This is a genomic window from Pseudomonas sp. B6001, assembly GCF_013386015.1.
Classification (GTDB): domain Bacteria; phylum Pseudomonadota; class Gammaproteobacteria; order Pseudomonadales; family Pseudomonadaceae; genus Aquipseudomonas.
On the sequence record NZ_JACAOX010000002.1, the window covers coordinates 54,661 to 75,778 of the forward strand.

Annotated in this window: 18 protein-coding genes and 1 tRNA gene; 13 read left to right on the forward strand and 6 right to left on the reverse strand. The window is 61.2% G+C overall.

Annotation, left to right across the window (positions count from 1 at the left end; all coding sequences use genetic code 11):
* Positions 1–105: 105 nt before the first annotated feature.
* The 3 genes from HX821_RS02575 (at position 106) to HX821_RS02585 (ending at position 4,601) form a co-directional block, all read left to right on the forward strand.
* On the forward strand, positions 106–3,849 hold the full coding sequence (locus HX821_RS02575) for a bifunctional diguanylate cyclase/phosphodiesterase (protein ID WP_102370019.1): 3,744 nt from the start codon (positions 106–108) through the stop codon (positions 3,847–3,849).
* Positions 3,850–3,864: 15 nt separating this feature from the next.
* A tRNA-Ile gene (locus HX821_RS02580) sits at positions 3,865–3,941 on the forward strand.
* 147 nt (positions 3,942–4,088) lie between these two features.
* Entirely contained in the window at positions 4,089–4,601 is a 513-nt protein-coding gene (locus HX821_RS02585) for a cupin domain-containing protein (RefSeq protein ID WP_177035240.1), read from the forward strand.
* A gap of 89 nt (positions 4,602–4,690) precedes the next feature.
* Here HX821_RS02585 and HX821_RS02590 read toward each other — a convergent pair whose 3' ends face one another.
* The 3 genes from HX821_RS02590 to HX821_RS02600 all read right to left on the reverse strand — a co-directional run bounded on the left by HX821_RS02590 (position 4,691) and on the right by HX821_RS02600 (position 6,852).
* Complete coding sequence (locus HX821_RS02590) at positions 4,691–5,092, reverse strand: type II toxin-antitoxin system HicB family antitoxin (protein WP_177035241.1); 402 nt, start codon at positions 5,090–5,092, stop codon at positions 4,691–4,693.
* Between the two features lie 70 nt (positions 5,093–5,162).
* Positions 5,163–6,416, reverse strand: coding sequence for an amidase (locus HX821_RS02595; protein ID WP_177035242.1), 1,254 nt, complete (start codon positions 6,414–6,416; stop codon positions 5,163–5,165).
* A 10-nt stretch (positions 6,417–6,426) separates the two neighbouring features.
* Positions 6,427–6,852, reverse strand: a complete 426-nt coding sequence (locus HX821_RS02600; RefSeq protein WP_003211024.1) for a VOC family protein — start codon at positions 6,850–6,852, stop codon at positions 6,427–6,429.
* A 113-nt stretch (positions 6,853–6,965) separates the two neighbouring features.
* Here HX821_RS02600 and HX821_RS02605 point away from each other — a divergent pair, with 113 nt between their 5' ends.
* Complete coding sequence (locus HX821_RS02605) at positions 6,966–7,832, forward strand: LysR family transcriptional regulator (protein ID WP_177035243.1); 867 nt, start codon at positions 6,966–6,968, stop codon at positions 7,830–7,832.
* A gap of 42 nt (positions 7,833–7,874) precedes the next feature.
* Here the strand turns inward: HX821_RS02605 and HX821_RS02610 are convergent, their stop codons facing one another.
* Positions 7,875–10,235: a glucose/quinate/shikimate family membrane-bound PQQ-dependent dehydrogenase gene (locus tag HX821_RS02610; protein ID WP_177035244.1), complete on the reverse strand. Its 2,361-nt coding sequence runs from the start codon at positions 10,233–10,235 to the stop codon at positions 7,875–7,877.
* Between the two features lie 161 nt (positions 10,236–10,396).
* Here HX821_RS02610 and HX821_RS02615 point away from each other — a divergent pair, with 161 nt between their 5' ends.
* The 9 genes from HX821_RS02615 (at position 10,397) to pqqE (ending at position 19,348) form a co-directional block, all read left to right on the forward strand.
* Positions 10,397–10,879 (forward strand): Lrp/AsnC family transcriptional regulator, encoded by a 483-nt coding sequence (locus tag HX821_RS02615; protein WP_102604402.1) that lies wholly within the window; start codon positions 10,397–10,399, stop codon positions 10,877–10,879.
* A gap of 167 nt (positions 10,880–11,046) precedes the next feature.
* Entirely contained in the window at positions 11,047–12,729 is a 1,683-nt protein-coding gene (locus HX821_RS02620; protein WP_177035403.1) for an NAD(P)/FAD-dependent oxidoreductase, read from the forward strand.
* Between the two features lie 10 nt (positions 12,730–12,739).
* A complete protein-coding gene (locus HX821_RS02625) occupies positions 12,740–13,534 on the forward strand; it encodes a carbon-nitrogen hydrolase family protein (RefSeq protein ID WP_102370039.1) in 795 nt (264 codons plus the stop codon).
* A 50-nt stretch (positions 13,535–13,584) separates the two neighbouring features.
* On the forward strand, positions 13,585–15,957 hold the full coding sequence (pqqF, locus tag HX821_RS02630) for a pyrroloquinoline quinone biosynthesis protein PqqF (RefSeq protein ID WP_177035245.1): 2,373 nt from the start codon (positions 13,585–13,587) through the stop codon (positions 15,955–15,957).
* A gap of 159 nt (positions 15,958–16,116) precedes the next feature.
* Positions 16,117–16,191: a pyrroloquinoline quinone precursor peptide PqqA gene (gene pqqA / locus HX821_RS02635; RefSeq protein WP_003194766.1), complete on the forward strand. Its 75-nt coding sequence runs from the start codon at positions 16,117–16,119 to the stop codon at positions 16,189–16,191.
* 77 nt (positions 16,192–16,268) lie between these two features.
* Entirely contained in the window at positions 16,269–17,180 is a 912-nt protein-coding gene (gene pqqB, locus HX821_RS02640) for a pyrroloquinoline quinone biosynthesis protein PqqB (protein WP_003211040.1), read from the forward strand.
* Between the two features lie 11 nt (positions 17,181–17,191).
* A complete protein-coding gene (gene pqqC / locus HX821_RS02645; RefSeq protein ID WP_003211042.1) occupies positions 17,192–17,944 on the forward strand; it encodes a pyrroloquinoline-quinone synthase PqqC in 753 nt (250 codons plus the stop codon).
* A complete protein-coding gene (pqqD, locus tag HX821_RS02650) occupies positions 17,941–18,216 on the forward strand; it encodes a pyrroloquinoline quinone biosynthesis peptide chaperone PqqD (protein ID WP_003211043.1) in 276 nt (91 codons plus the stop codon). Before pqqC ends, pqqD begins: the two co-directional genes overlap by 4 nt.
* The gene (gene pqqE, locus HX821_RS02655) at positions 18,209–19,348 is read left to right on the forward strand and encodes a pyrroloquinoline quinone biosynthesis protein PqqE (RefSeq protein ID WP_008434380.1); all 1,140 of its coding nucleotides are present in this window, start codon (positions 18,209–18,211) and stop codon (positions 19,346–19,348) included. The genes pqqD and pqqE overlap by 8 nt, the downstream gene beginning before the upstream one ends.
* Before the next feature lie 6 nt (positions 19,349–19,354).
* Here the strand turns inward: pqqE and HX821_RS02660 are convergent, their stop codons facing one another.
* The gene (locus HX821_RS02660) at positions 19,355–19,513 is read right to left on the reverse strand and encodes a YqaE/Pmp3 family membrane protein (protein WP_003211049.1); all 159 of its coding nucleotides are present in this window, start codon (positions 19,511–19,513) and stop codon (positions 19,355–19,357) included.
* Positions 19,514–19,699: 186 nt separating this feature from the next.
* On the reverse strand, positions 19,700–20,980 hold the full coding sequence (locus HX821_RS02665) for an aspartate aminotransferase family protein (RefSeq protein WP_177035246.1): 1,281 nt from the start codon (positions 20,978–20,980) through the stop codon (positions 19,700–19,702).
* Positions 20,981–21,118: the final 138 nt, after the last annotated feature.

Consider the following 21,118-nt stretch of genomic DNA (forward strand, 5'->3'; position numbering starts at 1 on the left):
CCCAGGCCGGGGTTTTTGCTTCTACAGATTAAATCCTCGCTGCCTCCCCTCCCCCGCAATGCCCGTCTACACTCGAAATATTCCCCGTGCCATAACGAGACCGTTATGCCCAGATTGCCGACCGTGTTACTGCTGTCGCTGCTGACCTGGACCGCAACGGCTGGCGCGTTGACTCTCACCGATGAAGAGCGTGGCTGGCTGGCGGACCACCAAGAGTTGCGCCTGGGCGTCGACGCCTCTTGGCCACCCTTTGAATACCGCGATGAAGATGGTCGCTACCAGGGCCTGGCCGCTGATTATGTGCGGCTGATGCAGGATCGCCTTGGCGTCAGGATAAAACTGATCGAGCCGGTGAACTGGAGTGCCGTGCTGGAACAGGCCCGCAACAACCAGCTCGACCTGCTGCCGGGCATCATGTCCACACCGGAACGCCAGGGTTTCCTGTCGTTTACCCGGCCTTATCTCGACTTCCCCATCGTCATCCTCGCCCACGAAGGCGGCCCGCAACCACGCAGCCTCAAAGACCTGTACGGGTTGAAGGTGGCCGTGGTGGAAAACTACGCGCCCCATGAACTGCTGCGCACTCACCACCCGGACCTCAACCTGGTGGCCATGCCCAATGTCAGCGCTACGCTGCAGGCCCTGGCCACCGACAAGGTCGACGCCGTAGTGGGCGATCTGGCGTCCAGCGTGTGGAGCCTGCGGCAACTCAAGCTGGAAGGCCTGTACATCAGCGGCGAAACGCCTTACCGCTATCAGTTGGCCATGGGCGTACCCAAGGACGACAAGATGCTGGTGGGCATCCTCGATAAAGTCCTGGCCGACATCAGCCCGTCTGAGACCGAGGCCATCCAGCAGCGCTGGGTCGGCAACGTCATCGACCACCGCACGCTCTGGACGGATGTGCTGCTCTACGGGTTGCCTGCCGTGCTGTTGCTGAGCATCGTGCTGGCCGTGGTTATTCGGATCAATCGTCGGCTCAGCTCGGAAATTTCCCGCCGGGTCGCCCTCGAACAGGAACTGCGCAGCAGCGAATACCACTATCGCGGCCTGGTGGAGAGCCTTTCCGCGATCGCCTGGGAAGCCAGCATCAGCGATTTCACCTACAGCTACGTGTCGCCCCACGCCGAGGAACTGCTGGGTTACCCCCGTGCCCACTGGCTGATCCCGGGCTTCTGGCGCAACATCATCCACCCCGCGGACCTGACCCGCACCGAATCCTATTGCTACGCCGAAACCCGGGCCAACCGCGACCACAGTGTCGACTACCGGGTGATCACCGCCGATGGACGCTGCCTGTGGGTGCGGGACATCGTCAGCCTGATCGAACACGGCCACGAGCCCGTGCTGCGCGGCCTGATGATCGACATCAGCGAGGCCAAGCGCACCGAGGAAGCGTTGCAGCTTTCGGAACAGAAATTCGCCTCTGTGTTCCAGCAATGCCCGGACATCCTGGTCATCGCCCGGCTGTCGGACGGCTGCCTGATGGAGGTCAATAAGGCATTCGAAGACCAGATCGGCCTGAGCGCCGAAGCAGTCGTAGGAAAAACCGCCACTGAACTGAATATCTGGGGCATCCAGGGCGTAGGCCCCGGCCTGCTGCAACGGGTACAGACCACCAGCATCCGCAACCTGGAAATGCCCTTCCTGCGCAGCAACGGCCAGGCCTTCACCGGACTGATCTCCGCCGAACCCTTTCAACTGGATACCACCGAAGCTCTGGTCGTGGTGGTGCGTGACATCACCCAGCTGAAAGAAACCCAGCAGCGGCTGCAAACCTCCGAAGAGAAATTCGCCAAGGCCTTCCATGCCTCTCCCGACGGCCTGCTGTTGTCCCGCCAAAGCGACGGTTTGCTGATTGAGGTCAACGAAGGATTCAGCCGTATTACCGGCTTCAACAGCGTGATGTCGCTGGACCAGTCAACCCTGGACCTCGGGATCTGGGTCGACCTGAACGAACGCAAAGATATGTTGGAGCGACTGCAACGGGATGGATTTGTCCGCGACTTTGTCTGCCACATCCGCCGCAGCGACGGCGAAATTCGCCTGTGTGAAGTCTCCAGCCGCCCGCTGCCCATCGGCGACGACGACTGCATGCTGACCATCGCCCGGGACATCACCGAACGCCAACTGATGCAGGAAAAACTGCAACAGGCCGCCACCGTGTTCGAGAGCACGGCCGAAGGCGTACTGATCACCGACACCCGGCAAAATATCAGCGCCGTGAACCGCGCCTTCAGCGAGATCACCGGCTACAGCGAAGCCGAGGCCCTCGGCCAAACCCCGCGCCTGCTTGCCTCGGGCCTGCACGACAGCGCCTTCTACGCGGCCATGTGGCACCAACTGACGGCCAACGGCCACTGGCAAGGCGAGATCTCCAACCGGCGCAAGAGCGGCGAGCTGTACCCCAGCTGGCTGACCATCAGCGCCGTGCGCAACCGCGAGGAGTCGATCACCCACTTCGTCGCCGTGTTTGCCGACATCTCCAGCCTCAAGCACGCCCAGGCGCGCCTCGATTACCAGGCCCACCACGACCCGCTGACCGGCCTGCCCAACCGCACCCTGTTTGAAAGCCGCCTGCAAGCCGCCCTCAACAACCAACAGGAAACCGGCAGCCAGGGCGCCGTGCTGTTCCTCGACCTCGACCGCTTCAAACACATCAACGACAGCCTCGGCCACCCGATTGGCGACCTGCTGCTCAAGGACATCGCCGTTCGCCTCAAGGACCAACTGCGAGACGTCGACACCGTCGCGCGCCTGGGCGGTGACGAATTCATCATCCTGCTGCCCGGCCTGCAACAAGCCAGCGACGCCGAACACCTGGCCAATAAGCTGCTGGCCTGCTTCACCCCACCGTTCCAGGCGGGCGAGCATGAGTTCTTCATCAGCGCCAGCATCGGCACCAGCCTGTACCCACGGGACGGAAACGACGTCGCCACCCTGGTCAAAAACGCTGACGCCGCCATGTACCGCTCCAAGGCCAAAGGCCGCAACCGCGTCGAAAGCTACACCCAGGACCTCACTGCGCAAGCCAACGAGCGCGTGGCCCTGGAACACGAACTGCGCCGAGCGATCGAGCGCGACGAATTGTCTCTCTATTACCAGCCGAAACTCAGCCTCGACACCCAACAACTGATCGGCGCCGAAGCCCTGATTCGCTGGCGCCACCCCACCTTCGGCGAAGTGCCGCCCGAGCACTTCATTGCCCTGGCCGAAGAGAACGGCATGATCCTGCAGATTGGCGACTGGGTACTGGAGCAGGCCTGCCGACAGATGCACGACTGGCGAGAAATTTTTGATGACTTCGGCCCGCTGTCCGTCAACCTCGCCGGCGCGCAACTGCGCCACCCCAACCTGCTGGCGCGCATCGAGCAACTGCTGCGGGACAACCGCCTGGAGCCTGGCTGCCTGCAACTGGAGATCACCGAAAACTTCATCATGAGCCAGGCCGAAGAAGCGCTGGAGGTGCTGCACCAGCTCAAGCATCTGGGCGTGCAACTGGCCATTGATGACTTCGGCACCGGCTATTCGTCCCTCAGCTACCTGAAACGCCTGCCGCTGGACTTCCTGAAGATCGACCAATCCTTCGTCCGCGGCCTGCCCGATGACCCACACGATGCGGCGATCGTGCGCGCCATTATTGCCCTGGGGCACAGCATGCAATTCACCATCATTGCCGAAGGTGTGGAAACGCCGGCCCAGCAAGCGTTTCTGGCGGCTGAAGGTTGTGAGCAGATGCAAGGCTATATCGTCAGCCTGCCGCTGCCGCCGGACCTTTTCGCCGCTACGTTCCTTCGTATGAGTGTTTCGGACTTTTCGGATGGCACAGCGAAGAAACCATCGCTATAATCCGCGGCCTACTGAGGGCCTATAGCTCAGTTGGTTAGAGCAGGGGACTCATAATCCCTTGGTCGTAGGTTCGAGTCCTACTGGGCCCACCATCTTGAAAGCCGTGCATTGCGCGGCTTTGTCGTTTCTGGCGCGCGTGAGTCGTGCAGCAATGAAACATTAGTTAGTTGTCCCGAACGGCTACGGCACTGACCATGATTCCCAGTCAACGCCAATTCAGCACGAGGGAAACTTGTTCCATGCATCAGCAAAAACGCTCGCCGCGCAACGCAATCCACGGCCTGGGCATACGTGCCACAGCCGCCGTCGCAATCACCCTCGCCACCTTGAGCGGCGCACAAGCCGCCCCCGCCGCCACTGACTCCATCAAGGCATTCAAGCTCTGCACCGGCGCCGACAACAATTCGCACGTACTGGAAGGCACCATCGACCAGAGCATGCGCAATGACGTGACTGCCATTCACTTCAAGCAAACCCCGGCGCACGCCTCGTATGGCTGGCATAACGACCCGGAGCCTCAGTACGTGATGACGCTGTCCGGCACCCTGGCGTTCGTGACACGCGGCGGTGAGAAGTTCACGTTGCATCCGGGTGAAGTACTGATCGCCGAAGACAACACCGGCACAGGGCATCGCTGGAATCTGGTGGACGATCAACCGTGGCGGCGAGGGTACGTGGTGCTGAAGCCGGGCGCGCCGGATTCATTTATCCCGAACGATGCTGCCGCTGCGAAGGTGTGCAAGGGGTCGTAGTCTCGCTGATCACACCTCCTCGAATAAAAGAAAGACTTACGCTTTGCGGCGTAAGCCTTTTTTGTACTGCGTGCTCTACCGGCCCGTTATCAAACGGAAAGTTCGCGCAAAGCCGCCGTCGCCAGGAACCCAGAGCGCGAGGCATAGCGATGGTCTTTTTGCACTCGCTCATCGATACGATTCAAAAGTTGCTCAGGCAGTGAGGCGTTGAACCTGACTGACTTGCCCAGGTAAGGAGTGAGATCAAAGTCGATCACCGCCCACACGCCACCCGCAAAGTCCGGATTCTCCAAATGGACGTCGACCTCTCTAGCCTGAGGAAGCCGCTCCTCATCAGCAACCAATCCCTCGAGGTGCAGCGCTAAAGCTTCGCGGACATTATCCAGAGCTTCGGAAAAGGTTGTGCCCGCAGAAAAGCAACCTGGCACGTCCGGGACGGTCACGCTGTAATCTGAATCAGCGTCTTTATGCATCACCACAGGGAATTTCATTTTTCATCCTCTGAATGAACCGCCTGGGGCTCACTCAACAGATCAGTAACGTGTTCCCCCATAGTGCCTTTCAGCTTACCAACGCATCAACAATGCCTTGCGCCGTACCCAGCAACGGCGCATCCCCTCTGAACGCCCCAATTACCTGCAACCCCACCGGCAACTCCCCTTCCCCACGCATCACCGGTACATTCACCTGCGGCAAGCCAAACGCGCCCCAGAACTTGATGAAGTCCGACGGGCCCGTGGTCGCCAACCCCACCGGCGCCAGCATCCCGCAGGAAACACTCAACATCGCATCAAACGGCTGGCAGATTTGCGCAAGCTGCGGGGCCAGTTGTACCAAGCGGGCCTTGGCTGCCGACTCCTGCTCCCAACTCGTCGTCTGGGCGCGCTCGATCATGGCCAACGTCGAGTCGCTGAGTAGTTCGGGATGAGACTGAAACTCCTTGGCCAATGACCGGGCACCTTCGCAATCGTTGATCAACTGGTGATCGTCGAATACTCCGTCGAACGCCTCGGGCAACACGACTTCACTGACAAGAGGCCCCAACCTGGCTATCGCTAGCTCAATCGCCTGGGCCACCACCGGCTGCACATCCGACCAGCGAGAAGTACGGCAGAAACCAAGCCGCAAAGGCCGACGACCGACCTCAACAGCCGGAAACCCTCGAATCAACACCTGCGCCACCCGCTCAAGATCACGCACCGAGCGCCCATACCAACCCACCGTATCGAAGCTCGGCGCCAGGGGTTTCACGCCTTCCAGCGAGACCAGTCCAAACGATGGCTTGAAGGCATACAACCCGCAATAAGCGGCTGGCTTGAGCAGCGACCCAGCCGTCTGGGTACCCAACGCCAACGGGAAAAACCCGGCCGCCATCCCCGCCGCGGAACCCGCGCTGGAGCTACCCGGCGTGCGGGACAGATCGAGCGGATTACGCGTCGGCCCTGTGTGCATGTAGGCAAATTCGGTGGTGTGGGTCTTGCCCATGATGATCGCGCCCGCCTGTCGTAGCAGCGTCACCACATGGGCATCCCGCGATGGACGATTACCCAGGTAAATCGGCGAATAGAATTCCGTTGGGTGGTCGGCGGTATCAAAGATGTCCTTGACCCCCACGGGCAAGCCCGCCAGCGGACCGGAACAGCCTTCAAGCTGCAACGCCTGCTCGCGCACCGCCTCAGCGTCGAAGGATACAAACGCCTGGATATCTGGTTCGTCGACACCTATGCGCGCAAGAAAGTGTTCAGCAACCAAAGCCGGCGTAATCGCCCCCGAACCCACCGCCTCGGCGATGCCCGTTGCATCCAGGCCATTCATCAAAGCGCCCTCACTTGGCAAACAACTGCCCAATGTCCTTGAACGCCTTGAACTCCAACGCGTTGCCGCACGGGTCAAACAGAAACAACGTCGCCTGCTCGCCCACCTGGCCTTTGAAACGAATATGCGGTTCCAACACAAACTGGGTATTGCGCGCCTGCAAACGCTCCGCCAACGCATGCCAATCATCCCAACTCAACACCACGCCAAAATGCGGCACCGGCACGTCGTGGCCGTCCACTGCATTGGTGTGCGCCGCCTCTTGAGAAGCGGTTTTCGGGTGCTCATGAATCACCAATTGATGCCCGAAGAAGTCGAAGTCGACCCAGTGATCACTGGCACGTCCCTCCTCCAACCCAAACACCTCGCCATAAAACTGCCGCGCAGCCGCCAGGTCGAATACCGGAATTGCCAGGTGAAAAGGAGCCAGTGCCATCAGGTTTAACCTCTATGGATATTAATTCCTTGCGAGTCTAGCCTTGCCGTAACCGATGGAAAGACGATAGTTTTCGCAGCGAGCTCAAATTATTTTGATCAATCGAGACGCCCATGCTGCGGGAACTGAAAACCTTTATCGCCGTTACCCGCCATGGCACGTTCGCCGCAGCGGGCATGCATATCGGGCTGACACAATCGGCGGTGAGTGCGCAGATCCGTCAGTTGGAGCAGGTGCTCGGCGTGCAGCTGTTCGACCGCACCGGGCGCCAGGCCACATTGAATGCGGCGGGCATCCGCGCGCTGCCACTGGCCAAGGAGATTCTCGAGACGTTCAACCGCATGGCCGTGCCGGTGGATGCCAACGAATACCGTGGCGAATTGAAAGTCGGCGCCATCACCACCGCCCAGACCGGGCTGCTGCCCCAGGCCCTCGTGCGCTTGCGCCAGGCTGCGCCGACGGTCGAATGCAAATTAGTGCCAGGGGTTTCCCTGGAGTTGCTCAGCCAGGTAGACGCAGGCGAGCTGGATTCGGCGATCATCATTCGCCCGCCCTTTGATTTGCCCAAGGAACTGCACGTACAGGTGCTGCGCAAGGAGCCGTTTGTGTTGATCGTGCCGCACACGGTCAAGGGTGATGACCCGCTGCAACTGCTCGAAGCTCATCCCCACGTGCGCTACGACCGCGCTTCGTTTGGCGGGCGGCTGGTCAGTCGCTTTCTGCGGGATCAGCGGCTGGACGTGCAAGTGGCGCTGGAACTGGACGAGATTGAGGCGCTGGTCAAAATGGTCGAATGCGGCCTGGGCGTTTCACTGGTTCCCCACGCCGGACTATGGCTGGACCGATCCCCGCAGGTGCGTGTCATCCCGCTGGGCGAGCTGACCTTTAACCGGGAAATCATCTTGCTGAGCCGCTACAGCCAGCGCAACCTTCCGGTGCCACAACTCTTTGCCCGATGCCTGCTGGCTGACGCGATCTGAGACGCAAAAAAAAGCCGCACATCCGTGCGGCTTTTTCACGCCCTATTTCTTGGGCAACGCGTAGGCAATCACATAATCCCCACGGTCCGGCGACTGTCGCGCGCCGCCAGCGGTGAGCACGATGTACTGCGTGCCGGTCTTGGGCGACACGTAGGTCATCGGCCCCGACTGGCTACCCACCGGCAGCCGTGATTTCCAGATCTCGTTGCCGTTGCCGGTGTCGAAAGCGCGCAGGTAGAAGTCCTGGGTGCCGGCGAAAAACAGCAAGCCAGACTGCGTGGCCAGGGACGCGCCGAGGGTCGGCATGCCGATTGGAATCGGCATGTGCATGCGGATACCCAGCGGCCCGGTGTCTTCAACCGTGCCCACCGGCACTTGCCACATCAGCTTGTGGGTTTTCAGGTCGATGGCCGACAGGGTGCCGAACGGCGGCTTCTGACACGGAATGCCCGCCGCCGAGAGGAAGCGCTCGCGCATTGCACCGAATGGCGTACCTTCTTGCGGCACCACGCCCATTTCGATGCCACTGGCACCGGCGGCGATCTTGTCGCGCGGGATCATGTAGTTGGCCAAACCCAGGCGCATGTCGTTGACGAACATGTAGTGGGTGTTCGGGTCCACCGACACACTGCCCCAGTTCATACCCCCCAGCGAACCCGGGAATTGCAGCGCGCGGTCCAGACCTGGTGGCGTATAGACGCCCTGATGACGCATACCCTTGAACTGGATGCGGCACATCAACTGGTCAAACGGCGTGGCGCCCCACATGTCGGATTCGGTCAGTTGCTGATTGCCGATCGAAGGCATGTCCACCGAGAACGGCTGGGTCGGCGAATAACGTTCGCCGGGCACATTGCCCTGGGGCACCGGGCGCTCTTCTACCCGGGCGATGGGCACGCCGGTTGCGCGGTTGAGCAGGAAGATTTCACCTTGCTTGGTGACTTGGGCCAGTGCCGGTTGCACGCCGCCGTTGCCATCCGGAATGTCGTAGAGCAGCGGCTGTGCCGGCAGGTCAAAGTCCCACAGGTCGTGGTGAGTGGTCTGGAAGTGCCAGCGCACCTGGCCGGTCTTCACGTCGATGGCGACGATGGAGGAGCTCCACTTGTCGTCATAGGCGGTACGTTCACCGGCGAAGAAATCCGGGGTGGCGTTACCGGTAGGCAGGTAGACCAGGCCGAGCTTGGCGTCGTAGGACATGGCCGACCATACGTTCGGCGTGCCACGGGTGTAGGTCTCTCCTGCAGGTGGGCGTTTGGTGGTGTTCGGGTTGCCCGGATCCCAGGCCCACACCAGTTCGCCGCTGTGCACGTCAAAGGCGCGCACCACGCCTGGCGGTTCACCGGTGGAGAAGTTGTCTGCCACACGCCCGCCCACGATCACCACATTGCCCGCCACCAGTGGCGTCGAGGTTTGCTGGTAATAACCGGGCTTCACTTCGCCCATGTCGGTCTTCAGGTCGACGGTGCCGTGGTCGCCGAAGTCTTCGCAAGGCGCGCCGGTTTCAGCATTGATCGCAATCAACCGGGCATCGCCGGTCGGCAGAAACAGACGTTTCACACAGGCTTTGGCGCCGGCGGGTTGCTCGCTGGCACTGCTGTCGAAATAACCCAGGCCACGGCAACGCTGCCAGTTGGGGCCGCTGCCCTGGGGATCGAATTTCCAGCGTTGGGCACCGGTATCGGCGTCCAGGGAAAACACTTTGCCGTAGGCGGTGCACACGTAAACGCTGTCACCGATCTGCAGCGGGGTGTTCTGGTCTTCGGCACCGGCGCCATTGCTCTCGGGGATGTCGCCGGTGTGGAAGGTCCAGGCCACCTGCAACTTGTCGATGTTGCCTTTGTTGATCTGGTCCAGCGCGGCAAACCGATTGCCGGCGGTGGTGTTGCCCCAGTGGGCCCAGTCTTTTTGCTCGGTGCCCGGCGTTACCGCAGTCACCGCAGGCTCACTGCTGGCCTTGACCACGTGGGTCGGTACAAACATGTACGCCAGGGTGGCGACCACGCCCAGGCCCAGCAGCCCGGCAACGCCATAGGCGCCGCGCCCGGGTGTCGATCCCGAAGCGCGGGCGAGCTGTGGATAAATCAGCGCGACTACCAGGCCGATGACGGCGAAGGTCAGGACTCGCGAAACCAACGGCCAGTATTCCAGACCGGTATCCCACACCGCCCAGATCGCAGTCAGCACCAATGCCACGGCGTACAGCCATGCGCCCTGAGGCCGGCGCTTGGCGATCAGCACACCAGAGACCAGCATCGCCAGGCCCATCAGCAGGAAATACCAACTGCCGCCCAGCGCTACGAGGTAACCGCCGCCACCTGCCAAACCCAGGCCGATCAAGGCGATCAGCAGGCCCAGCCCAACCAGCAACCATCTGCTGCCGGTGGCAGCCCCAAAGTTATTCATCGCGCAAACGTCCTTCCTGTATACCTAACGCAAAATAATGTACCAAACAGTTACTTTTCACAATCTGGCACAAAATAATGTGTTCGATCAGCGGCGAAAATAAATTCCCGGCCGGGCGGGCAGTATCGCCAGGACCGAGCCTGTAACATGCTCGCCCATTGATGCCCGCGCCGGAGAACACCTTGTCCGCCTCTCACCCTCCCGTCCTCGATGAAATCGATCGCCAGTTGATCGCCGCCTTGCAGATCAACGCGCGTGAAAGTGTGGCCATGCTTGCCCGGCAACTGGGCATCGCGCGCACCACCGTCACCTCACGCCTGGCGCGCCTGGAAAAAACCCAGGTGATTACCGGCTATGGCGTGCGCCTCAGCCAGCGGGTGGTGGACGGTGGTTTGCAGGCCTACGTGGGGATCACCGTGCAACCGCGCTCCGGCAAGGAAGTGCTGCGCCGGATCAGTGCCATGGCGCAGGTTCAGCAGTTATGTGCGGTAAGCGGCGAGTTCGATTACGTGGCCTGGCTGCGCACCGATTCGCCGGAACAGCTGGATCAACTGCTGGACCAGATCGGCAGCGTCGATGGCGTGGAGAAGACCACCACCTCGATCATCCTCAGTAACAAACTGGATCGCGGCCAACCAATCTGACCAGCAAGATCGTCACTCTGACTAAAAACAATTCAATCCGACGACACATTGCGTCTTATTAACGAACGCTACGCTCCCTAGAATGGCTGCCATCTTTTCCTATACTCAGCGGGTCGCGCCCCGCCGAGCCGCCAGCAAGGTCAGCCATGAGCATTCCTTCCAGCACCATCAGCAAGACCAATCGCCACCCGGCAAACGGCAAGAAGCCCATCACTATCTTTGGCCCGGACTTCCCGTTTGCCTTTGATGACTGGATCGAACATCCGGCGGGCCTGGGTAGCATTCCGGCGGCCAACCACGGCGCCGAAGTGGCGATCGTCGGCGCCGGGATTGCCGGGCTGGTAGCCGCCTATGAGCTGATGAAGCTGGGCCTTAAACCCGTGGTGTATGAAGCCTCGAAAATGGGTGGCCGCCTGCGCTCCCAGGCGTTTGAAGGCGCCGAAGGCATCATTGCGGAACTGGGTGGCATGCGCTTCCCGGTGTCCTCCACCGCGTTCTACCACTATGTGGACAAGCTCGGGCTGGAGACCAAACCCTTCCCCAACCCGCTGACGCCGGCTTCCGGCAGCACGGTCATCGACCTCGAAGGCCAGACGCACTACGCACAGAAACTCGCTGACCTTCCTGCACTGTTCCAGGAAGTGGCTGACGCCTGGGCCGACGCCCTGGAAGCCGGCTCGCAGTTCGCCGATATCCAGCAAGCCATCCGCGACCGTGACGTACCGCGCCTGAAAGAGCTGTGGAATACGCTGGTTCCGTTGTGGGACGACCGCACCTTCTACGACTTCGTGGCGACCTCCAAAGCGTTCGCCAAGTTGTCCTTTCATCACCGCGAAGTGTTCGGCCAGGTCGGCTTTGGCACCGGCGGCTGGGACTCGGACTTCCCCAACTCGATGCTGGAAATCTTCCGCGTGGTGATGACCAACTGCGACGATCACCAGCATCTGGTGGTCGGCGGCGTCGCCCAAGTGCCCATGGGCATCTGGCGCCATGTGCCGGAGCGTTGCGCCCACTGGCCCGAAGGCACCAGCCTCAGTTCCCTGCACAACGGTGCGCCACGGGCCGGGGTCAAGCGCATTGCCCACGCGCCGGACGGCCGTTTCGCCGTCACCGACAACTACGGTGACACCCGCGAATACGCCGCCGTGCTGACCACCTGCCAGAGCTGGCTGCTGACCACCCAGATCGAGTGCGACGAAACCCTGTTCTCGCAAAAGATGTGGATGGCCCTGGACCGCACCCGCTACATGCAGTCGTCGAAGACCTTCGTGATGGTCGACCGGCCATTCTGGAAGGACAAGGATCCGGAAACCGGCCGCGACCTGATGAGCATGACGCTGACGGATCGCCTGACCCGCGGCACCTATCTGTTCGACAACGGTGACGACAAGCCGGGGGTGATTTGCCTGTCCTACTCCTGGATGAGCGATGCGCTGAAAATGCTTCCGCAACCCATCGAGAAACGCGTGAAGCTGGCTCTGGATGCGCTGAAGAAGATCTACCCGAAAGTCGACATCGCCGCGCGGATCATCGGCGATCCGATCACCGTGTCATGGGAAGCCGACCCGCATTTCCTCGGTGCTTTCAAAGGCGCACTTCCCGGCCACTATCGCTATAACCAGCGGATGTACGCGCACTTCATACAGAAGGACATGCCGGCGGAGCAACGCGGTATTTTCATTGCCGGTGACGACGTGTCCTGGACCCCGGCGTGGGTTGAAGGCGCCGTGCAAACCTCGCTGAACGCGGTGTGGGGCATCATGACTCACTTCGGTGGCAGCACTCACCCGCAGAACCCGGGGCCGGGGGATGTGTTCGACGAGATCGGGCCAATCGCACTGCCCGAGTAAGGAGTTGCCCATGCGTGTTGCCCTGTATCAATGCCCGCCTTTGCCGCTGGACGTGGCCGGCAATCTCAAGCGCCTGCATCAGTTGGCGCAAGAGGCCACCGACGCCGACCTGCTGGTGCTGCCGGAGATGTTTCTCACCGGCTATAACATCGGCGTGGAAGCGGTCGGCGCCTTGGCTGAAACCCAGGACGGTCCCGCTGCCCAATCCATCGCCGCGCTGGCGAAAAACTCGGGCGTGGCGATTCTGTATGGCTACCCGGAACGCGGTGCAGACGGGCAGATCTACAACGCCGTGCAGTTGATCGACGCCAACGGCCAGCGCCTGTGCAACTACCGCAAGACCCACCTGTTTGGCGATCTCGACAACTCGATGTTCAGCGCCGGCGACGATGATTTCCCGCTGGTGGAATTGAACGGCTGGACGCTGGGTTTCCTGATTTGCTATGACCTGGAGTTCCCGGAGAACACCCGGCGCCTGGCGCTGGCCGGCGCGGAGTTGATCCTGGTACCGACGGCCAATATGGTGCCCTTCGATTTCGTCGCCGATGTGACCGTGCGGGCGCGGGCGTTTGAAAACCAGTGTTATGTGGCCTACGCCAATTACTGCGGGCAGGAAGGCGAGATCCAGTATTGCGGGCAAAGCAGCATCGCCGCACCGGATGGCCAGCGGATTGCCCAGGCAGGTCTGGATGAAGCGCTGATCGTGGGCACACTCGATCGGCAGTTGATGGTCGACTCACGCGCGGCCAATCGCTACCTGTTGGACCGGCGTCCCGAGCTTTATGGGGCGTTGCACAAGCACTGATCCCGCAGGTTTGCGCTAGCATAGGCACTTCCTACGTTTCGGAAGTGCTCATGCCTGCGCCGGCCCACCCTCATCACCTTCAATTGACCCTGGCCAGCGGCCTGCGGGTTTCCTTGCATCATGCGCCGCGCTTGAAGCGCGCCGCGGCTGCCTTGCGCGTTGCAGCGGGCAGCCACGATGTGCCCCTGGCGTGGCCGGGACTGGCGCATTTTCTTGAGCATTTATTGTTCCTGGGCACCGGGCGTTTTCCCGCAAGCGACGGGCTGATGGCCTACGTCCAGCGCCAGGGTGGACAGGTGAATGCCAGCACCCGCGAGCGCACTACCGACTTTTTCTTTGAGGTGCCTGTTACGGCATTTGAAGCCGCACTGGAGCGCCTGGGGGACATGCTCGCCCATCCGCGCCTGGCCCTGGAAGACCAGTTGCGTGAGCGCGAAGTATTGCAGGCGGAGTTTATTGCCTGGTCGCAAGATGCCACGGCGCAACAGCAACAAGCGTTGCTGGGAGGTGTTGCGGCGGGTCATCCGTTGCGCGCGTTTCATGCGGGCAACCGGGATAGCTTGCCGGTAGAGCGTGAGGATTTTCAGCAGGCCTTGCGGGATTTTTATGAAGGTTTCTATCATTCCGGGCAGATGACCTTGAGCCTTGCGGGCCCTCAGTCGCTGGTGGAGCTGGAGGCATTGGCGCATCAGTTTGACGCTGCGCTGAAGACTGCACCTCTGCGGCGACAGACGTCGGCGCCAGCGTTGCTGGCCGGCAATCAACGTACTTATCAACACACCGATGAACACCACTGGCATCAGGTGGTGGCAAGCGAGGCTTCCCCTGAGGCGCTGGATTTCCTCTGCCTGTGGCTGAACACTTCGGCGCCCGGCGGGTTGCTCGCCGAGTTGCAGTCGCGGCAGTTAGTCAGTGCCATTAACGCAACGGCGCTGTATCAATTTGCCGGACAGGCGTTGTTGGATATCAAGTTCACCCTGGACACTCAGGGTGCGCAGCAGACGACACTGATCCAAGAACTGCTGCACGACTGGCTGAGCTTTTTCGCACACAGTGACTGGGCGCCCCTGCGGGAAGAGCACGCCTTGCTGCTTGCTCGCAAACAACAGGTCAGTGGTGCCCTGGCATTGGCCCGGCAGGACAAGGAACTGGTCCTGTCCGAGCAGAGCGCCAGCTCCCTCAAGACCCTGCTGGACTCGCTGCAATTTCCGCCGTCCCGGCACGCCTGGCAACTGCCGCCCACCAATCCGTTCCTGCAGCCGGCAGCCAGGGAAGAGCGCCCGGGGCTGATTCGCGGGCAAACCAGCGCCCATCGCGGCCTGCGCACGTTCGCCCAGGATCGCTCCCGTGGGCGAAAGGACTTTTCGGCGCTGACCTTCAGCCAGGCCTTGCCAGGCGACACAGATGAAGGCGCGCTCTACCTGCGCTGGCATCTGGATTCGCCGCTGGATGCAGAGCTTTTCCCACGGCTGCGTGAGAACGCCAGCCAGGCTGGCGTCCAGTTGTCTTTCGAGACAATCGGCGGTCACTGGCAGCTGAAGATGCTAGGGCTGCACGAACCCATGCCCGCGATATTGGAGGAAGTGGCACGCGAGCTGACCCGGCTCGACGAAAATGCCGGAGCGTCATCCTCCCCGGCGCCGGCAATGGCGATCCGGCAGTTACTCAAGGCATTGCCCGGGTATTGCGCCGACATCCCAGCTGCACAGCAGGTTGCTGGGCGAGACCGATGGTCAACCGCTCGCTGGCAAGGGCTCGCCGTGGGGCTGCCCGCCGCCTGCGAGACGGCGATAAAAAGTGCAGCCGGGAAACTGCCCGGCCAACCGCAAGCGGCTATCAGCGAACTGCCGTCAATCAGCAGCCAGCATCGTTGGCACGAAGTCAGGACCGATTCCAGCGACGCCGCGTTGCTGCTGTTCTGCCCGACAGCCACACGCTCCCTGGCGGACGAGGCTTGCTGGCGTCTACTCGCACATCTGGTGCAAGCGCCGTTCTACCAGCAACTGCGTGTTGAGCTTCAATTGGGCTACGCGGTGTTCAGCGACATCCGACAGTACAGCGGGCAAACCGGCCTGCTGTTTGGGGTGCAATCCCCAAGCGCGTCTCTTGCGCAAATACTTGATCACCTGCAGGCGTTCCTGAAGCAACTGCCCGCGCTGATCAACGCCAGCGAACTGCCGAACGATCTGGCCCGGCAATTTTCCCTCGACGCCCTACCCACTTCCCAAGCCGCTGAACTGCTCTGGCACGCGCACTTGGCAGGCCACCCGTCGGATTACATCCAGCAGCTGCAAGATTTCATCCAGACCCGCACCCGTGAGGATTTAATGGTAGCTGCACAGCAACTCAATGCTGCTGCAGGCGGATGGTGCTGTGTGGCCAATGGCGCTTGTGCCGCCGGCTCCTGGCAACGATCTGGCTGATCATTGCCGCTTCGGTAAAAGGCTTTTTCCCGCAGGACAGCGCTATCTTCAAAAGAAGTACGTAACATTCACATGCACACATCTGAACATCTCCGCTTGGAGGTGGACTATATGTATTACTTGGTAGTAAACGTCCCTTCCCTTCGTAGGAGTAAGAACATGACTTGGTCCAAACCTGCTTACACTGATCTGCGTATCGGCTTTGAAGTCACCATGTACTTTGCCAGCCGCTGATTGGCTTTGTATCGCAATGCAACGCCTCGGCTCGCCCGGGGCGTTTTTATTTTTGAGTTGTGTGTAATGGAGCGGCCATGTTTGTCCAGATTCTAGGTTCCGCCGCGGGCGGTGGTTTCCCGCAATGGAACTGCAACTGCGTGAACTGTGCAGGTTTTCGCGACGGCAGCCTGCGGGCCGAGGCGCGTACCCAGTCGTCCATCGCGATTTCCGATGACGGCGTGAACTGGGTGCTGTGCAACGCCTCGCCAGATATCCGCGCCCAGCTTCAAGGCTTCGCCCCGATGCAACCGGGCCGCGCGCTGCGGGATACCGGCATCAGCGCGATCATCCTGATGGACAGCCAGATCGACCACACCACCGGCCTGCTCAGCCTGCGCGAAGGCTGCCCGCACCAGGTGTGGTGCACCGACATGGTCCATGAGGACCTGAGCACCGGCTTCCCGCTGTTCACCATGCTGACCCACTGGAACGGCGGCCTGGCCTGGAACCGCATCGAGCTGGACGCCAGCTTCACGATCCCCGCCTGCCCCAACCTGCGCTTCACACCATTGCCGCTGCGCAGCGCGGCACCGCCCTACTCACCTCACCGATTCGACCCACACCCGGGCGACAACATCGGCCTGATCGTCGAAGACCTGCGCACCGGCGGCAAGCTGTTCTATGCGCCGGGCCTGGGCAAGGTTGACGCACCGTTGCTGGAAATCATGGCCGGCAGCGATTGCCTGCTGGTGGACGGCACGATGTGGGACGACGACGAAATGCAGCGCCGTGGCGTCGGCACCCGCACCGGTCGCGAGATGGGCCACCTGGCACAAAACGGCCCCGGCGGCATGCTGGAAGTGCTGGAGCAGTTGCCCAAGCAGCGCAAGGTGCTTATCCACATCAACAACACCAACCCGATCCTGGATGAAGACTCGCCCGAGCGAGCCGAGCTGCTGCGACGCAATGTGGAAGTGGCGTACGACGGCATGAGCATTGAATTGTAGGAGCGAGCCAAATGACTGACACACCGCTGACCACCGCCGAGTTCGAACAGGCCCTGCGCGCCAAGGGCGCCTTCTACCATATCCATCACCCGTATCACGTGGCGATGTACGAAGGCCGCGCCACCCGCGAGCAGATCCAGGGCTGGGTCGCCAACCGTTTTTATTACCAGGTGAACATTCCCCTCAAGGACGCCGCGATCCTGGCCAACTGCCCGGACCGGGAGATTCGTCGTGAGTGGATCCAGCGCCTGCTGGATCACGACGGCGCTCCCGGCGAAGACGGCGGCATTGAAGCCTGGTTGCGCCTGGGACAGGCCGTCGGCCTCGACCCGGATCAACTGCGCTCCCAGGAGTTGGTACTGCCGGGCGTACGATTTGCGGTAGACGCCTACGTCAACTTCGCCCGCCGGGCCAGCTGGCAGGAAGCCGCCAGCAGTTCCCTGACCGAGTTGTTCGCCCCGCAGATCCACCAGTCGCGCCTCGACAGCTGGCCCCAGCATTACCCATGGATCGACCCCGCCGGCTACGAGTATTTCCGCACCCGCCTGGGCCAGGCTCGCCGGGATGTGGAGCACGGTCTGGCCATCACCCTGCAGCACTACACCACCCGCGAAGGCCAGGAGCGCATGCTGGAAATTCTCCAGTTCAAACTGGACATTCTTTGGAGCATGCTCGATGCAATGAGCATGGCTTATGAACTGAAACGCCCGCCGTATCACAGCGTGACCGATCAGCGTGTATGGCATAAGGGGATCACCCTATGAGCTTCGATCGCAGCAAAAAACCGACCTGGCGCCAGGGCTATCGTTTCCAGTACGAACCGGCGCAAAAAGGCCATGTGCTGCTGTACCCGGAAGGCATGATCAAGCTCAACGACAGCGCCGCCTTGATCGGTGGCTTGATCGACGGCGAGCGCGATGTCAGCGCAATCATCGCCGAGTTGGACAAGCAGTTCCCTGGCGTGCCCGAGCTGGGTGAAGACATCGAGCAATTCATGGAGGTTGCCCGTGCTCAGCACTGGATCGAACTTGCCTGACCTGCCACCCAAGCCGGAAATCGGCCTGCCGCTCTGGTTGCTGGCCGAGCTGACCTACCGCTGCCCGCTGCAATGCCCGTACTGCTCCAATCCGCTGGATTTTGCCGAGCAGGGCAAGGAACTGAGCACGGAACAGTGGATCAAGGTATTTCGTGAAGCCCGGGAAATGGGCGCTGCGCAACTGGGGTTTTCCGGCGGTGAGCCGCTGGTGCGCCAGGACCTCGCCGAACTGATCGCCGAGGCGCGCAAGCTGGGTTTCTATACCAACCTGATCACCTCCGGCATCGGCCTCACCGAGCAGAAGATCAGCGACTTCAAGAAGGCCGGCCTGGACCATATCCAGATCAGTTTCCAGGCCAGTGACGAGCAAGTGAACAACTTGCTGGCCGGCTCGAAAAAAGCCTTCGCACAAAAACTCGAAATGGCCCGGGCAGTGAAAGCCCATGGCTACCCGATGGTGCTGAACTTCGTCACCCATCGGCACAATATCGACAAGATCGACCGCATCATTGAGCTGTGCATTGCCCTGGAAGCGGACTTTGTCGAGCTTGCCACCTGCCAGTTCTACGGCTGGGCCCAGCTCAATCGGGTCGGCCTGTTGCCGACCCAAGAACAGCTGGTGCGCGCCGAACGCATCACCAACGAATACCGCGCCAAGCTCGAAGCCGAAGGCCACCCGTGCAAGCTGATATTCGTCACGCCGGATTACTACGAGGAACGCCCGAAAGCCTGCATGAATGGCTGGGGCAGCATCTTTCTGACAGTAACGCCGGACGGTACTGCCCTGCCGTGCCACGGAGCCCGACAGATGCCGGTGCAATTTCCCAATGTGCGCGACCACAGCATGCAACACATCTGGTACGACTCGTTTGGCTTCAACCGCTTTCGCGGCTACGACTGGATGCCCGAGCCGTGCCGTTCATGTGACGAGAAGGAAAAGGACTTCGGTGGGTGCCGCTGCCAGGCGTTCATGCTGACCGGGGATGCCAGCAACGCCGACCCGGTGTGCAGCAAATCGGAGCATCACGGCATGATCCTCCAGGCCCGCGAAGAAGCGGAGCACGCCACCCAGACCATCGAGCAACTGGCCTTTCGCAATGAGCGCAACTCACGGCTGATCGCGAAAGGCTGAGGTCTTTTAGCGTTTGGCGATGATGTACACCGCGTGCACGATGCCGGGAATGTAACCGCACAAGGTCAGCAGGATGTTCAGCCAGAACGCGCCAGCGAAACCCACTTGCAGGAACACACCCAGTGGCGGAAGCAGAATAGCGATGATGATGCGAATGATATCCATGGGTTCAGCTCCAGAAAATCGGCTCGTGTGAGCCGTACAAGCTAATCGACCTTGGCCGTTGGTAAGGGTTCAGTGGGATCTGGCACTCAGCCATCGTCTAATTCGCGGACAAAAAAACGCCCCCAGCCAAAAGAATCAGGCTGGAGGCGCCGCGTATACCGCGAGACGGTTCAGGAAATATGGGGCTTAAACGGCAATGCCCTTGCGGCATTGCAGCTGTGCAGTGCGCCCCCGGGAGAAGGCACGGGCCAGACGCAGGAGCATTTCGTCGACGTTGCTTTTGCTCAATGTGAGCGCCGGGGTGAAGCGCAGGCAATCGGGTTGCGGCGCGCTCAGGATCAGGCCTTCACTGAGGGCGGCGTTTACCACCGCATCTGCCGAATCCTCCGACAGAGTCAGTCCCCACATCAGGCCCTGGCCGCGCAGTTCACCCTGGTCATAGCGATGCGCCAGGCGGGCAAGCCCTTCACCCAGGTAAGTGCCGACCTCGCAGACGTGTTCAAGAAATCCGTGGTTCAGCACCGTATCAAGCACCGCCACACCGGCGGAAGCCATCAGCGCGTTGCCGTGGTGGGTGCCTTCCAGCTCACCCAGCTCAAAACAACATGCTTTGCCCCGTGCCAGCAAAGCCGCCAGCGGCACACCACCCCCCAAGCCCTTGCCCAGGGTGATGATGTCGGCGCAAACGCCATAGTACTGTTCGGCGAGCAACGTGCCACAACGGCCGGTGCCGGTTTGCACTTCATCGAGGATCAACAGAATTCCCAGCTCACGGCACAGACGTTCGACACCCTTGAGGTAATGCTCGGTCGCGGGAATGACGCCGGCATCGTTCTGGATCGGTTCCAGCATGATTGCTACGGTTTGCGCATCCACCGCCGCGTGCAGCGCCGGCAGGTCGTTGAACGGCACGTGGCTGAAGCCTGGCAACTGGGGCTCAAAACGGTTTTCACTGGCGGCTGCCGAGGCCGACATCGCGGCAAAGCTGCGGCCATGGCAACCGTTGCTCGCGGTGATGATGCGATAGGCGCCACCACGGTGCAGTTGGCCCCATTTGCGCGCCAGCTTGATGGCCGCTTCGCAGGCTTCCGCGCCGCTGTTGAGCAGGTAGGCCTGGTCGCTGCCGGTGCGATGGCACAGGCGGTCGGCGAGGTTCAGTTGAACGCGGTTGTGCAGGCTGTTACCGGGATTGATCAGCGATTGGGCCTGATCGGCCAGCGCCTTGGTCACTGCCTGTGGGCTATGGCCCAGGCTGTTGGCGCCGCCACCCTGGCTGAAGTCGAGATAGGCGCGGTCTTCGCTGTCCCACAGCCAGGAGCCTTGGCCGCGTACAAACACCTGGGGCGGGCGGGCCACACTGGGCATCAGGCAATCGCTGGAAAGATCGTCTCGCAGAGCCGGGGTCTTCGCCTCGAGGATCAGATCATCCAGGCTGGGGGCGGGGCGACGCAGGTTGAACAGGTTCATGGATGAACCCCTTTGGCAATCGCACCTTGGTCGGCATTACCGATAAACCCATGGCGGAGGTTTTTTGCCTTGCCTATGCAAACACCGTCAACATAAACACTACTCATCGTGCTTTCCGGCCCTGTAAGCCCTGTGAAT